Source organism: Leucobacter sp. gxy201 (assembly GCF_051043335.1).
In the GTDB taxonomy this organism is placed as follows: Bacteria; Actinomycetota; Actinomycetes; order Actinomycetales; family Microbacteriaceae; genus Leucobacter.
Genome location: NZ_JAMXWS010000002.1, coordinates 453,324 through 467,470 on the forward strand (window position 1 = coordinate 453,324; position 14,147 = coordinate 467,470).

The 14,147-nt window shown below is 67.4% G+C and carries 13 protein-coding genes; 2 read left to right on the forward strand and 11 right to left on the reverse strand.

The window, feature by feature from the left end:
* Window positions 1-8: 8 nt before the first annotated feature.
* Window positions 9-1,475: an aldehyde dehydrogenase family protein gene (locus tag NHL51_RS04930; RefSeq protein WP_434142137.1), complete on the reverse strand. Its 1,467-nt coding sequence runs from the start codon at window positions 1,473-1,475 to the stop codon at window positions 9-11.
* 136 nt (window positions 1,476-1,611) lie between these two features.
* On the opposite strand from NHL51_RS04930, the gene NHL51_RS04935 reads away from it, so the two are divergent.
* Both NHL51_RS04935 and NHL51_RS04940 read left to right on the forward strand, forming a co-directional pair.
* Window positions 1,612-2,826: an alanine racemase gene (locus NHL51_RS04935; protein ID WP_434142139.1), complete on the forward strand. Its 1,215-nt coding sequence runs from the start codon at window positions 1,612-1,614 to the stop codon at window positions 2,824-2,826.
* The gene (locus tag NHL51_RS04940) at window positions 2,823-4,151 is read left to right on the forward strand and encodes a D-arabinono-1,4-lactone oxidase (RefSeq protein ID WP_434142140.1); all 1,329 of its coding nucleotides are present in this window, start codon (window positions 2,823-2,825) and stop codon (window positions 4,149-4,151) included. The genes NHL51_RS04935 and NHL51_RS04940 overlap by 4 nt, the downstream gene beginning before the upstream one ends.
* 25 nt (window positions 4,152-4,176) lie before the next feature.
* Here NHL51_RS04940 and NHL51_RS04945 read toward each other — a convergent pair whose 3' ends face one another.
* From NHL51_RS04945 to NHL51_RS04990, 10 genes are all read right to left on the reverse strand, one after another.
* Window positions 4,177-4,389: a hypothetical protein gene (locus NHL51_RS04945; RefSeq protein WP_434142143.1), complete on the reverse strand. Its 213-nt coding sequence runs from the start codon at window positions 4,387-4,389 to the stop codon at window positions 4,177-4,179.
* 160 nt (window positions 4,390-4,549) lie between these two features.
* A complete protein-coding gene (locus tag NHL51_RS04950) occupies window positions 4,550-5,626 on the reverse strand; it encodes a 2,3-butanediol dehydrogenase (RefSeq protein WP_434142145.1) in 1,077 nt (358 codons plus the stop codon).
* 277 nt (window positions 5,627-5,903) lie between these two features.
* A complete protein-coding gene (gene nrdF, locus NHL51_RS04955; RefSeq protein WP_434142147.1) occupies window positions 5,904-6,872 on the reverse strand; it encodes a class 1b ribonucleoside-diphosphate reductase subunit beta in 969 nt (322 codons plus the stop codon).
* A gap of 38 nt (window positions 6,873-6,910) precedes the next feature.
* The gene (gene nrdE / locus NHL51_RS04960; protein WP_434142205.1) at window positions 6,911-9,052 is read right to left on the reverse strand and encodes a class 1b ribonucleoside-diphosphate reductase subunit alpha; all 2,142 of its coding nucleotides are present in this window, start codon (window positions 9,050-9,052) and stop codon (window positions 6,911-6,913) included.
* Window positions 9,052-9,453 (reverse strand): class Ib ribonucleoside-diphosphate reductase assembly flavoprotein NrdI, encoded by a 402-nt coding sequence (gene nrdI, locus NHL51_RS04965; RefSeq protein WP_434142150.1) that lies wholly within the window; start codon window positions 9,451-9,453, stop codon window positions 9,052-9,054. The genes nrdE and nrdI overlap by 1 nt, the downstream gene beginning before the upstream one ends.
* A 16-nt stretch (window positions 9,454-9,469) precedes the next feature.
* Window positions 9,470-9,706 (reverse strand): glutaredoxin-like protein NrdH, encoded by a 237-nt coding sequence (gene nrdH / locus NHL51_RS04970; protein ID WP_434142152.1) that lies wholly within the window; start codon window positions 9,704-9,706, stop codon window positions 9,470-9,472.
* A 250-nt stretch (window positions 9,707-9,956) separates the two neighbouring features.
* Window positions 9,957-10,298 (reverse strand): hypothetical protein, encoded by a 342-nt coding sequence (locus NHL51_RS04975; protein ID WP_434142154.1) that lies wholly within the window; start codon window positions 10,296-10,298, stop codon window positions 9,957-9,959.
* A 109-nt stretch (window positions 10,299-10,407) separates the two neighbouring features.
* Window positions 10,408-11,181 carry an amino acid ABC transporter ATP-binding protein gene (locus NHL51_RS04980; RefSeq protein ID WP_434142156.1) on the reverse strand — a complete coding sequence of 258 codons (774 nt, stop codon included), beginning with the start codon at window positions 11,179-11,181 and terminating at the stop codon, window positions 10,408-10,410.
* Window positions 11,178-13,436, reverse strand: a complete 2,259-nt coding sequence (locus NHL51_RS04985) for an amino acid ABC transporter substrate-binding protein/permease (protein ID WP_434142159.1) — start codon at window positions 13,434-13,436, stop codon at window positions 11,178-11,180. Before NHL51_RS04985 ends, NHL51_RS04980 begins: the two co-directional genes overlap by 4 nt.
* A 151-nt stretch (window positions 13,437-13,587) precedes the next feature.
* On the reverse strand, window positions 13,588-14,046 hold the full coding sequence (locus NHL51_RS04990) for a 23S rRNA (pseudouridine(1915)-N(3))-methyltransferase RlmH (protein WP_434142161.1): 459 nt from the start codon (window positions 14,044-14,046) through the stop codon (window positions 13,588-13,590).
* Between the last annotated feature and the right edge of the window lie 101 nt (window positions 14,047-14,147).

Here is a 14,147-nt window from a genome sequence, read left to right on the forward strand (position 1 = left end):
AGCCGGAGTCATTCCGGTCGGGTCGGTCGGGCGCGGGCGCCACGACGACGCGGAGCTCCCGTCATGAGGCGCACGATGAGCGCGGTCGCGGCGCCCCGATACGGCGGGTAGACGAGTCGCAGCGTGTCGGGCTTCAACGGCTTGTCGAGCACGGACTTCAGGTGGCTGAACGCGGTGAACGAGCGCTCGCCGTGATAGCCGCCGATGCCGCTCGGGCCGACGCCGCCGAACGGCAGGTTCGGGGCGCTCAAGTGCGCCGCCGGCACGCCGAAGGCGAGCGCGCCCGAAGAGGTCTGCTCGAGGAAGGCGCGACGCACCCGGCGGTCGTCCGTGAAGACGTACGCCGAGAGCGGTTTCGGGCGGCGCCTGATGAACGCTCGAGCGTCGTCGGCGGATCGCACGTGGACGATCGGGAGGATCGGGCCGAAGATCTCCTCCTGCATGAGCGGGGACTCCGGGTCGGTGCCGTCGATGACGGTGGGGGCGGCGTAGCGCCGCTCGGCCGCGACCCCGCCTCCGAAGGCGGGCTGCTGGCCCTGCAGCAGGCGGGCGAGGCGCTCGGCATGACCGGTGGTGATGATGCGCCCGTAGTCCTCGCTCAACTCGGGGTCTGCACCGTACATCTCGTGCACCGCGCGCTCGAGATGCGGCAGCAGGGCGCGCGCCGTCTCCGGCGTCGCGAGCAGGTAGTCGGGGGCGACGCAGGTCTGCCCGGCGTTGAGCAGCTTGCCCCACATGATGCGGCGCGCTGCGGCGGCGAGATCGACGGTGCCGTCGACGTAGACCGGAGACTTGCCGCCGAGCTCGAGCGTCACGGGGGTGAGCGTGCGCGCGGCAGCCTGCGCGACGAGGGTGCCGACGCGTTCGGAGCCGGTGAAGAACACGTGGTCGAAACGCTGCTCGAGCAGCCTCCCGGTCGTCTCGGCGCCGCCCTGGGCGACGGCCACGGCACGGGGGTCGAGGTAGCGCGGCACCAGCCGGGCGAGCGTCTCGGCCGTCGCCGCCGCGATCTCGCTCGGCTTGAGCACCGCGGCGTTGCCGGCGGCGATCGCGCCGACGAGCGGGCCGAGCATGAGCTGCAACGGGTAGTTCCAGGGGCCGATGACGAGCACGACGCCGAGCGGTTCGGCGACGACGCGGCCCGAGGCCGGGGCGAGCACCAGCGGCAGGGAGACGCGGCGCGGCCGGGCCCACCGCCGCAGATGCTTCTCGGCGTGCGCGATCTCGCCGAGCACGATGCCGGTCTCGGTGATGGCGGCTTCTGCCGCGTGCTTGCCGAGGTCGTTGCGCAGCGCCGCCTCGATCTCGGAGCGGTTCTCGAGCAGCAGGCGGCGGATCGCGCGCAGCTGCCGGCGTCGCCACCGGAGGGGCCGGGTCACCCCCGCGTCGAAGGCGTGGCGGAGCTGCGCCGTGTCGCTCGGGGCATGCACGACTTCCGTTCCGTCGATGCCGGCGTCTGCGCTTTCGGTGCTCATGAGGCCTCCTGGTGACACGAGCGCCGCTGTGCCGACCGGTGCATGCGAGGGCACTTGATCCGGCCTCGGCGCCCACCTACACTCTATGCGCAGTGGCGGTCGTTTCAGGCCCGCCGCTGCGACTCGCGAGGAGGCGATGGTGCTCAGGCGATCTCGGCGGGATGCGCTTCTCTGGGAGGCCTGGAGCACGGCGACCGCCGACGAGGAGCCGCCGTTCGCGGTGCTCGATCTGGAGGCGCTGCGCACCAACGCTGCGAGCATGGTCTACCGCGCATCGGGCAAGCCCATCCGCCTCGCGACGAAGTCGCTGCGCGTGCGCGGCGCGATCGAACGGGTGCTGCGGATGCCGGGGTATGCGGGCGCGCTCGCATTCACCCTGCCCGAAGCGCTGTGGCTGGCCACCGATTGCGCCGATGTCGTCGTCGGCTACCCGAGCGTCGACCGTGCGGCGATCGCTCGGCTCGCCGCGGACGAGCGGGCGGCCGCGCGTGTCACGCTCATGATCGACGATTCCGCGCAGCTCGACCTCATCGATGCGATCGCCCCGCCCGCGAAGCGGCCCCCGATCCGCATCTGCCTGGAGCTGGACGCCTCCTGGCCAGGCCCTCCCCCGCTCGGGCGGCTGGGGGTGCTCCGTTCGCCGCTCGGCACCCCCGACGAGGTGCGGGCGCTCGCCGAGGTCGTGGCCCGTCGCCCCGGGTTCCGCCTCGTCGGGCTCATGGCCTACGAGGCGCAGATCGCCGGCGTCGCAGACGGTGTCCCGCATCGCGGGGCCATGAACGCCGCGATCGCCGCGATCAAGCGACGGTCCCGGGCCGAGATCGCGGAACGGCGGACGCAGACGGTGGCGGCGGTCTCGGCGGTCGCCCCGCTCGAGTTCGTGAACGGCGGGGGTACGGGATCCCTGGAGAGCACTGCCGCCGATGCGTCGGTGACCGAGGTCGCCGCGGGCAGCGGTCTGTTCGCCGGCCACTACTTCGACGGCTACGCGGGTTTCAGCCCGAGACCCGCGACCGGGTTCGCCCTCAGTGTTGTGCGCAAGCCGCGCCCCGACTGCGTCACGGTGCTCGGCGGCGGCTGGGTCGCCTCGGGCCCGCCCGGCACCGACCGGCTGCCTCTCGTCGCGCACCCCGCGGGGCTGCGCATGGCGGCGCGTGAGATGGCGGGCGAGGTGCAGACCCCGCTCATCGGCGAGGCCGCGCGGCGGCTCGGCATCGGCGACCGCGTCTGGCTGCGCCACGCGAAGTCGGGGGAGCTCAGCGAGCACGTGAACGAATTCGTGTGCGTCGAGGAGGGCCGCATCGTCGAGCGCCTGCCGACGTACCGCGGCGAGGGGAAGGCATTCCTATGAGGCGGAGCAGGTCAGCCGGGTCCGAGACAGTCTGGCGCAACTGGGGGCGCACGGTCGAAGCCCGCCCGCTGTCGGTCGTCGCGCCCGCCTCCGCCGACGAGGTGAGCACCCTCGTGCGCATCGCGGCCGCTGCGGGCCATCGGGTCAAGGCGGTGGGCGCCGGGCACAGCTTCACCGGGATCGCGCAGCCCGAAGAGGTGCAGATGACGCTCGACCGCATGACCGGTCTGGTGCGCGTCGATGCCGCTGCGCGCACGGTCACGCTGCGCGCGGGGACCAGGTTGCACGCGATTCCGGAGCTGCTCGCACCGTACGCGCTCGCCATGGAGAACGTCGGGGACATCGATGCGCAGTCGATCGCCGGTGCGATCTCGACGGGCACGCACGGCACCGGCCGCGGGTTCCGCGGCATCGCGGCGCAGGTGCGGGGCGCCGTGCTCGTGACGGCCGACGGCGAGCTGCTGCGCGTCGACGCGGATCACCGACCCGAGCTGCTGCCCGCCGTCGCGCTCGGACTCGGCGCTCTCGGCGTGCTCGTCGAGGTCACCCTGCAATGCGTGGAAGCCTTCGACCTCGCGGCCGTCGAGACGGCGGAGCCGCTGCACGATGTGCTCGGCACGCTCGACGAGCGCGTCGCCACGACCGACCACTTCGAGTTCTACTGGTTCCCGCACACCGACCGCGCGCTGACGAAGAGCAACACGAGAGTCGCGGCCGGAGCGAGCCGCGCCCCGCTCTCGTCGACCCGGCGCTGGTTCGACGAGTCGTTCATGGCCAACGGCGTGTTCGGGGCCACGACGGCATTCAGCCGCGCTGTCCCCGCAGCCGTGCCCGTGCTGAACCGGGCCGCCGCGGTGCTGTCGGGAGAGCGCGCATTCTCGGACGTCTCGTCGAAGGTGTTCACGACGCGGCGCTCCGTGCGGTTCGTCGAGATGGAGTACGCCATCTCCGCCGAGCACGTCGTCGAGGCCTTCGCCGAGGTGCGGGCCGCCATCGACCGGGCCGGATGGCGCATCTCGTTCCCGATCGAGGTGCGCTTCGCGGCGGAGGACGAGCTGTGGCTGTCGACCGCGTACCGCCGGCGCTCGGCCTACATCGCCGTGCATCGCACGGCCGGCGAGGATTTCGCGCCGTACTTCCACGAGGTCGAGCGCATCATGCGGCGCTACGACGGCCGCCCCCACTGGGGCAAGATGCACTGGCGCGAGGCCGGCGACCTCGCCGAGGCCTACCCCCGTTTCACGGACTTCACCGCCCTCCGCGAGCATCTCGACCCGCAGGGCGTGTTCCTCAACCCGTATCTGCGCCGCGTGCTCGGGGCCTGAGGCCCGCACGCCGAAACAGACGAGCCTAGTTCTTCGGGGTCTCTTCGCCGGTGAGCGCCTTGCGCAGCGCAGAGGCGTTGAGGATGTCGCCCTCGAGGAACCGAATCTCGTTCTCGTCGCCGCCCTGGTCGCGCAGCGACTCGATCCGCGAGAAGGAATCTTGGATCTCGGCCTCGAGGCCGGACGTCACGATGTCTTGCACGGACTGGGGCAGCCGAAGGAAACTCTCTGAAGCCATGCCTCGACGATACGTCACCGAAGGGCCTCACGGGAACCGACACGACGAACTTTCCGACTCCGGTGCCGGGATCCGAGCCGAGTGCAGCCGCACCAGACCTGGATGCGAGGACGGCCCGGATCCGCGGGATGATGCGGATCCGGGCCGTCGAGAGAAGCTGCTACAGCCCCTTGCCCGTCGGCGAGACGAGAATCTTGACCGCCGTCTCGTTGTGGTTGATGAGCGTGTCGAAGCCCTTATCGACCAGGTCCTCCAGACCGATTCGGTCCGTGATGAAGGGCTTCAGATCGATCTTGCCGGACTCGACGAGGGCGATCGTGTCGGGGTGCGAGTTCACGTACCCGATCGTGCCTCGCACGTCGATCTCCTTCATGACGAGCTTGTGCATGTCGAAGGTGGCGGGCTTGCCCCAGATCGAGATGACCACAATGACGCCCGTCGGTCGCACGGCATCCATGAGCGTGTCGAACACGACCTGCACCGAGGTCGCCTCGAACGCGACGTGCGCCCCCTTGCCATCGGTCAGCTTCTTCACTTCTTCGACGACGTCGACCTCGGCCGGATTCAGCGCGACATCGGCGACCCCCGAGTCGAGAGCCTTCTGGCGGCGCAGCGGCGACAGCTCCGAGACGATGACCCGCACGCCGATGGCGTGCAGCACCGCGGCCGTGAGCAGGCCGATGGGGCCCGCACCCCCTACGACCGCGGTCTGGCCCGCGACAACGCCCGATCGCTTGACCGCGTGATACGCGACCGAGAGCGGCTCGATGAGGGCGGCCTCGTCGAGCGCGACCGACGGATCGACCTTGTGCACCCAGCGGCGCTTGACCACGATGTTCTCGGAGAGGCCGCCGCCGCGCCCCGCGAGTCCGATGAAGTTCATGTCGGGCGAGAGGTGGTAGTCGTTCGACTCGGGGCCGGTGTTCACGTCGTCACGGATGATGTAGGGCTCCACGACGACATGGTCGCCGACGGCCAGGTCGGCGACGCCCTCCCCGATCTCCGAGACGACGCCCGAGAACTCATGGCCGAGGGTCACCGGCGCGTCCTCACCCGAGATCGGGTGCGGGTGGCCATGGGCGGGCACGAAGATGGGGCCTTCGAGGTACTCGTGCAGGTCGGTGCCGCAGATGCCGGTCCAGGCGACATCGATGCGCACGGTGCCGGGTTCGAGCGCCTGCGGTTCGATGTCTTCGATGCGGATATCGCCGCGGTCGTAGTAGCGCGCTGCCTTCATACTGATCAATCCCTCGATTCACGGGAGCAACTGATCGGAAGCCGTCGGGCCTCGTGGGCCCGGCACCAGCAGGTCAGTCGCCGGATGGGTGTTCCACTCGATCGCCGGCGGGGCCGCCCGCGGTCGATGGCTCCAGCCTACGCCCGCATTCGGGCCCGAGGCCGGGTTTCTCCAGGGATCGCACAGGCTTCGACGAGGGCGCAGAAAGCCCCCACGGCGACCGAGCGAAAAGCTCGGCGCCGCAGGGGCGACCTCCGCGATGCGGTTGGCGGGTGCTCTAGAAGTCCCAATCCTCGTCTTCGGTGGCCTCGGCCTTGCCGATGACGTACGACGAGCCCGAACCCGAGAAGAAGTCGTGGTTCTCATCCGCGTTCGGCGAGAGCGACGAGAGAATCGACGGGTTCACGTCGGTCGACTCCTTCGGGAACATCGGCTCGTAGCCGAGGTTCATGAGAGCCTTGTTCGCGTTGTAGTGGAGGAACTTCTTCACATCCTCGGTGAGGCCGAGCGGATCGTAGAGATCCTGCGTGTACTTCACCTCGTTCTCGTACAGGTCGTACAGCAGCGAGAAGGTGTAGTCCTTGAGCTCCTGCTGGCGCTCCTCGCTCTCCTTCGCAAGCGCGATCTGGTACTTGTACCCGATGTAGTACCCGTGCACGGCCTCGTCGCGGATGATGAGGCGGATGAGGTCGGCGGTGTTCGTGAGCTTCGCGTGGGCCGACCAGTACATCGGCGCGTAGAAGCCCGAGTAGAAGAGGAACGATTCGAGCAGCGTCGAGGCGATCTTGCGCTTCAGCGGGTCGTCGCCCTCGTAGTAGTCGACGATGATCTGGGCCTTCTTCTGCAGGTTCGGGTTCTCGACCGACCAGCGGAAGGCGTCGTCGATCTCCTGCGTCGAGCAGAGGGTCGAGAAGATCGACGAGTAGCTCTTGGCGTGCACCGACTCCATGAACGCGATGTTCGTGTACACCGCTTCCTCGTGCGGGGTGATGGCGTCGGGGATCAGTGAGACTGCACCGACGGTGCCCTGGATGGTGTCGAGCAGCGTCAGGCCGGTGAAGACGCGCATCGTCATCAGCTTCTCGTCGTCGGTCAGCGTCGCCCACGACTGCACGTCGTTCGACAGCGGCACCTTCTCGGGCAGCCAGAAGTTGTTGACGAGTCGGTTCCAGACCTCGAGATCCTTGTCGTCCTCGATGCGGTTCCAGTTGATCGCGCGCACCGCGTGGCCCAGCTTGTAGTTCATCTCACTCTTTCTTCAGTCGCAATCCGCAGTCGAACCAATTACAGCATGCAGCTGACGCACTCCGTCATGTCCGTGCCCTCGAGCGCGAGCTGGCGCAGGCGGATGTAGTAGATCGTCTTGATGCCCTTGCGCCACGCGTAGATCTGCGCCTTGTTGATGTCGCGCGTCGTCGCCGTGTCCTTGAAGAACAGCGTGAGCGAGAGGCCCTGGTCGACGTGCTGCGTCGCCGCGGCGTAGGTGTCGATGATCTTCTCGGGGCCGATCTCGTAGGCGTCCTCGTAGTACTCGAGGTTGTCGTTCGTCATAAAGGGCGCCGGGTAGTAGACGCGGCCCAGCTTGCCCTCCTTGCGGATCTCGACCTTCGACGCGATCGGGTGGATCGACGACGTCGAGTTGTTGATGTACGAGATCGAACCGGTGGGGGGCACCGCCTGCAGGTTCTGGTTGTAGATGCCGTGCTCGATGACGCTCGCCTTGAGCTCGTGCCAGTCGGCCTGCGTCGGGATCGCGATGCCCGACTGCGCGAACAGCTCGCGGGTGCGCTCGGTCGCGGGCTCCCACGCGCTCTCGGTGTACTTGTCGAAGAACTCGCCCGTCGCGTACTTCGAATCGGCGAAGCCCTCGAAGGTCGTGCCGCGCTCGATCGCGATGCGGTTCGACGCCTTCAGCGCGTGGAACAGGATCGTGTAGAAGTAGATGTTCGTGAAATCGACGCCCTCTTCCGAACCGTAGTGCACGTGCTCGCGGGCGAGGTAGCCGTGCAGGTTCATCTGGCCGAGGCCGATGGCGTGCGACTTGTCGTTGCCGTCTTCGATCGACCGCACCGACGAGATGTGGCTCATATCGCTGACGGCGGTGAGCGAGCGGATCGCGAGCTCGACCGACTGGCCGAAGTCGTCGCCGTCCATCATCTTCGCGATGTTCATCGAACCGAGGTTGCACGAGATGTCCTTGCCGATCTCGTTGTAGCTCAGATCCTCGTTGTAGGTGGTCGGGGTGTTGACCTGGAGGATCTCGGAGCAGAGGTTCGACATGTTGATGCGGCCCTTGATCGGGTTCGCCTGGTTCACCGTGTCCTCGAACACGATGTAGGGGTAGCCCGACTCGAACTGCAGCTCGGCGACGGTCTGGAAGAACTGGCGCGCGCTGATCTTCGTCTTGGTGATGCGCGCATCGTCGACCATCTCGTAATACTTCTCGCTCACGGAGATGTCGCCGAAGGGCACGCCGTAGACGCGCTCGACGTCGTAGGGCGAGAAGAGGTACATGTCCTCGTTCTTCTTCGCGAGCTCGAAGGTGATGTCGGGTACGACGACGCCGAGCGACAGGGTCTTGATGCGGATCTTCTCGTCGGCGTTCTCGCGCTTGGTGTCGAGGAAGCGCATGATGTCGGGGTGGTGCGCGTTGAGGTACACGGCGCCGGCGCCCTGGCGCGCACCGAGCTGGTTCGCGTAGCTGAAGCTGTCTTCGAGCAGCTTCATGACGGGGATGATGCCCGACGACTGGTTCTCGATCTTCTTGATCGGGGCGCCCTGCTCGCGGATGTTCGAGAGCGAGAGCGCGACGCCGCCGCCGCGCTTCGAGAGCTGCAGCGAGGAGTTGATGCCGCGCGAGATCGACTCCATGTTGTCCTCGATACGCAGCAGGAAGCAGGAGACGAGCTCGCCGCGCTGCGCCTTGCCGAGGTTCAGGAAGGTCGGGGTGGCCGGCTGGAAACGGCCCGAGATCATCTCCCGCATGTAGCCGCGTGCGAGCTCCTCGTCGCCCTGGGCGAGACCGAGGGCGACCATGACGACGCGGTCTTCGAAGCGCTCGAGGTAGCGCTTGCCGTCGAACGTCTTGAGCGCGTACGAGGTGAAGAACTTGAAGGCGCCGAGGAAGGCCGGGAAGCGGAACTTCAGGGCGTACGCCTCATCGGTCAGCGTCTCGACGAACGACATCGAGTACTGGTCGAGCAGCGGCTTCTCGTAGTAGTCGTTGTCGATGAGGTAGCGCATGCGCTCCTCGAAGTTGTGGAAGAACACCATGTTCTGGTTGACGTGCTGCAGGAAGTACTGACGGGCCGCCTCGCGGTCCTTGTCGAACTGGATGCGACCATCGGCGTCGTACAGGTTCAGCATCGCGTTCAGCGAGTGGTAGTCCATCTCGCTGATCTTCGACGACTCGAGCCCCGGCTCCATCACTGCTGTTTCCAAAACTTCTCCAATCCTTCTTCGACGGCTGCGACGTCGTCGGGTGTTCCAAAGAGTTCGAACTTGTAGAGGAAGGGCACCTGGCACTTTCGCGCGATGATGGCCCCCGCGAGCCCGTAGGCCTCGCCGAAGTTCGTATTGCCCGCGGCCATCACGCCCCGGAGCAGCGAGCGGTTGCGCTCGTCGTTCAAGAACTTGATGACCTGCTTGGGAACGGCCCGCGTATCCGGGCCTCCTCCGTACGTCGGGACGAGGAGGACATAGGGCTCGGTGACGACTAGCGGCTCCTCACGCGCGTACAGCGGGATGCGGAGCGCCGGTCGTCCCAGCTTCTCGACGAAACGGCGGGTGTTGCCGGAGACGCTGGAAAAATACACCAGGTCGGGCATGGTCCCTGCCGCTCGATTAATCTGCGAGGCGGCTTGCGAGCTCCGAGATCTTGTCGGGGCGGAAGCCCGACCAGTGCTCATCCTCGGTGACCACCACGGGGGCCTGCAGGTAGCCGAGACCCTTCACCGTCTCCAACGCCGTCTCGTCCTGCGAGAGGTCGAGCACGTTGTATTCGATGCCCTTGCTGTCGAGCGCCCGGTAGGTCGCAGTGCACTGCACGCACGACGGCTTCGTGTATACCGTAATGGCCATTTCACGCCCTTCGTTGAAAATCTGCGTTGCCCGCTTCGGGCACTACATATAGTGAACCACACCTCGACTGACCACAACATGATGTAGTTACATCAATGTAGTTTTCCACGGGAACTCCACCGGCGCAAGGCCCTTGTTGGGGAGAACTTTCGGCGCGGTTCCGCCCATCGAGGCGAGTTATCCACAACCCGGGAGAGCGGAAAGATATTTCTCCACCGACCGCTCCCGGCGTGTCGCGGCGGACCCCGTTCTAGAGCGCGATCGGCCACAGCAGCTCCTCCCCCTCGGGCTGGAACCAGCGCAGCACGAGCATCGCGTCGGGCGCGAGTGCGGCCCCGTCGGCCTCGGGCCCGCGCACCCGGGCGCGCACCCGCTCGCCGGGCAGCACCGTGCGGGGCAGCGACAGGCCGAGCATGCCGCCGCCCGCGAGCGAGAAGCGCACCGAGTAGAGCGGGCCGCGGCCGCGGTGCTCGACCTCGATCACGCCGTCACCGGGTCGCAGCACCCGCCACGGCACCGCGGTCGCGCTGGGCGCCGGGCGGCGCAGCAGCGGTGCCGGCAGGTGCTGCGCGGGGATGCGGAACGGGTTCATGCGGGCAGGGTAACCGGCCCCTCGGACATGCGGAGGCGGCCCCGCTCGCGATCGTCTCGCGCGCGGGGCCGCTCGGCCGCCGAGCGGCCCTCCGGTGCTTCCGTCCGGGTCAGAGCACCTTGCTCAGGAACTCCTGGAGACGGGGTGTCTGCGGGTTGCCGAATACCTGCTCGGGCTCGCCCTCCTCGCACACGACGCCGTCGGCGAGGAAGACGACCTTGTCGCACACCTCGCGGGCGAAGCCCATCTCGTGGGTGACGAGCACCATGGTGATGCCGGTCTTCGCGAGCTCGCGGATCACCTCGAGCACCTCGCCGACCATCTCGGGGTCGAGCGCCGAGGTGGCCTCGTCGAACAGCAGGATCGCGGGCTCCATCGCGAGCGCGCGGGCGATGGCGACGCGCTGCTTCTGGCCGCCCGAGAGCTGCGACGGCCGCGCATCGGCCTTCTCCTCCAGCCCGACGCGGCGCAGCAGCGCGAGCGCCTGTTTCCGCGCCTCCTCCTTGCCCCGCTTCCCGGTCTCGACCGGTGCGAGCATGACGTTCTCGATGACCGACATGTTCGGGAAGAGGTTGAAGTGCTGGAACACCATGCCGACGCTGCGCCGCACCTCGTTGATGTCGACCTTCGCATCCATGATGTCGAAGCCATTCACCACGACGGTGCCGGAGGTCGGCTCCTCGAGCTTGTTCAGACAGCGCAGAATGGTCGACTTGCCGGAGCCCGATGGGCCGATGAGCGAGACGATCTCGCCCGGCGCCACTTCGAGGTCGATGCCCTGCAGCACCTCGACCGGGCCGAACGACTTGCGCAGCCCGCTCACGGTGATACCGGCTCCGCTGACGACGACGGGCACCGTGCCCGACGTGAGCTTCTCAGTCACTTGTTCACCTTCTTATCCACGATGTTGGCCACCCAGGTCAGCAGGGTGATCACCACGAAGTACATGATGCCGACGATGATCAGCATCTCGGTCGTGCGGTAGTTGGCCGCGTAGATCTGCTGCGCCTGGTACAGCAGCTCGGCGAAGCCGATGGTGAGCAGCAGCGACGAGTCCTTCAGCGTAATGACGAACTGGTTGATGATCGCCGGCGTCGAGATCTTCACCGCCTGCGGCACCACCACCCGTTGCATCGACTTGCCCCAGCCGAGGCCGAGCGAGCGGGCCGCCTCCATCTGGCCCGGGTCGACGGCCTGCAGCCCACCGCGCACGATCTCGGTGAGGTATGCGCCCGCGTTCAGGGCGAGCGTCGCGACACCGGCCCAGAAGATGTCGCCCTTCATGCCGGTGAGCTGCGGCAGACCGAAGTAGAAGAGGAACGCCCACACGAGCACGGGGGTGCCGCGGAAGATCGCGACGAAGGTCGAGGCGATCCCTCGCAGGATGCGCGAGCTCGAGATCTTCATGAAACCGAACGCGAGGCCGAGCGCCAGGGCGATGACGAAGGAGGTCACCGTGATGCGCACGGTGTTCCAGAGGCCCTGTCCGAGAGCGGGCATCGAGTCGACGAGCAGTTGGAAGAAGCTGGACTTCTCGGTCGGGGCGGCCGTTCCGCTCGCCGAGGTGTCCTCGCCGAGGTACTGCGCGAGAATCTGATCGTAGGTGCCATCCGCTTTGAGGCGCGCGAGGCCGTTGTCGAATGCTTCGAGCAGGTCGGCGTTCTGCCCCTTCGCGACGGCGAAGCCGTACTGGCCGCCAGGGATCTTATCCGTGACCACCTTCAGCCCGTTGCCCTGCGCGATGCCGTACTTCAGCACCGGGTAGTCATCGAACACCGCCGCGGCCGAACCGTTCTTCACCGACTCGATGAGGCTCGTCGACTGATCGAGCGCCTTCACCGTGAAGCCGTACTTCTCCGACAGCTTCTTCGCCTCCGACTCGCCCTCCGAGCCGCCCTTGGCGACGACCGTCTGGCCCTGCAGATCCTCGTAGCCCGTGATGTCGCTGTCATCGGCGACGGCCATCTGGATGCCCGAATCGAAATACGGGTCCGAGAAATCGAACGTCTGCTTGCGCTCATCCGTGATCGACATGCCCGCGATCACGCCATCGGCCTGACCCGATGTCACCGCCGACACCGCCGCCTGGAATCCCAGCGACTGGATATCGACCGTGAAGTTCTCCTCCTCCGCGATGCGATTGAGCAGGTCCATGTCGATGCCGACGAGCTCGCCGCCCTCGCGGAACTCGAACGGGGCGAACGTCGTATCCGTCGCGATGGTGAACTGTTTGCCGCCGAGATCGAGGGCCTCGGGCGCTTCGCTCTGCGCGGCGTCCGAGCCTCCGGCATCGCCGAGGTACTGCGCGAGGATCTCGTCGTAGGTACCGTCGGCCTTGAGCTCTGCGAGCCCCTCGTCGAATGCTTCGAGCAGGTCGGCGTTCTGCCCCTTCGCGACGGCGAAGCCGTACTGGCCGCCAGGGATCTTATCCGTGACCACCTTCAGCCCGTTGCCCTGCGCGATGCCGTACTTCAGCACCGGGTAGTCATCGAACACCGCCGCGGCCGAACCGTTCTTCACCGACTCGATGAGGCTCGTCGACTGATCGAGCGCCTTCACCGTGAAGCCGTACTTCTCCGACAGCTTCTTCGCCTCCGACTCGCCCTCCGAGCCGCCCTTGGCGACGACCGTCTGGCCCTGCAGATCCTCGTAGCCCGTGATGTCGCTGTCATCGGCGACGGCCATCTGGATGCCCGAATCGAAATACGGGTCCGAGAAATCGAACGTCTGCTTGCGCTCATCCGTGATCGACATGCCCGCGATCACGCCATCGGCCTGACCCGATGTCACCGCCGACACCGCCGCCTGGAACCCGAGCGACTGGATATCGACCGTGAAGTTCTCCTCCTCCGCGATGCGATTGAGCAGGTCCATGTCGATGCCGACGAGCTCGCCGCCCTCGCGGAACTCGAACGGCGCGAACGTCGTGTCCGTCGCGATGACGAACTTCTTGCCGCCGAGATCGGCGGCCTTCGCGGGGCCGGGCGCGACCGCCCGGTCTGGTACTGCCGCGACCGCGGCACTGGGCGGCGTCTGCGGCACGGCCTGCGCCGCGCCTCCTGCGACGAGCAGGAAGAGCCCGGTGAGGGCCGCCCCGATCGCCAGTCTGAGGCCGAATGATTGTGTCCTCTGGTGCACTGGGTGCTCCTCCTTCACTGGAGGCTCCGCGGTTTGCGAAGCGCACGCCACCCAGGCTACGCACATCTGCGGGTCCGTGCGGGGACGATTCCCGGTACTGGCCCCGATCCGATGCGAAATCGCAATCTGCGGCGGCCCTGCGAATGGCGGGCTACACGTGGTGGTACGGCCGCCCGGCCGCGATCTCCTGCGCGCGGTAGAGCTGCTCGGCGAGGATGAGCCGAACGAGCTGGTGCGGGAACACGAGCAGCGACAGACTCCACACGAAGTCGGCCCGCTCGCGCACGCGGTCGTCGACCCCGTAGGCGCCGCCGATCGCGACCGTGACGGGCCTACCGCGGTCGAAGGCCGAGCGCAGTCTCGCGGCGAGCGCCGGCGAGTCGACGCCCAGGCCGCGCTCGTCGAGCAGCACGAGGAAGTCGTCGCGCCCGACCTTCGCGAGGATGCGCTCCGACTCCTCGGCGCGTGCGGCCTCTCCCTCGCGCGCCGAGTGCGGCAGCAGCTGCCAGCTCGCGTCGAACGGCTTGCGCAGCCGCTTCTCGTAGCGGTCGATGCCGTCGACGACCCAACTCTCGTGCTTCTTGCCGACTGCCAGGATGCGGACGCTCATACGAGAGAACATACCCGCAGCTCAGAGAGCCGCGGCGCTGGCGTCGCGGCGAAGGCCAGAAATGGCCTTCGCTCCCAGCTCCAGCGCGCGTGCTTCTTTCC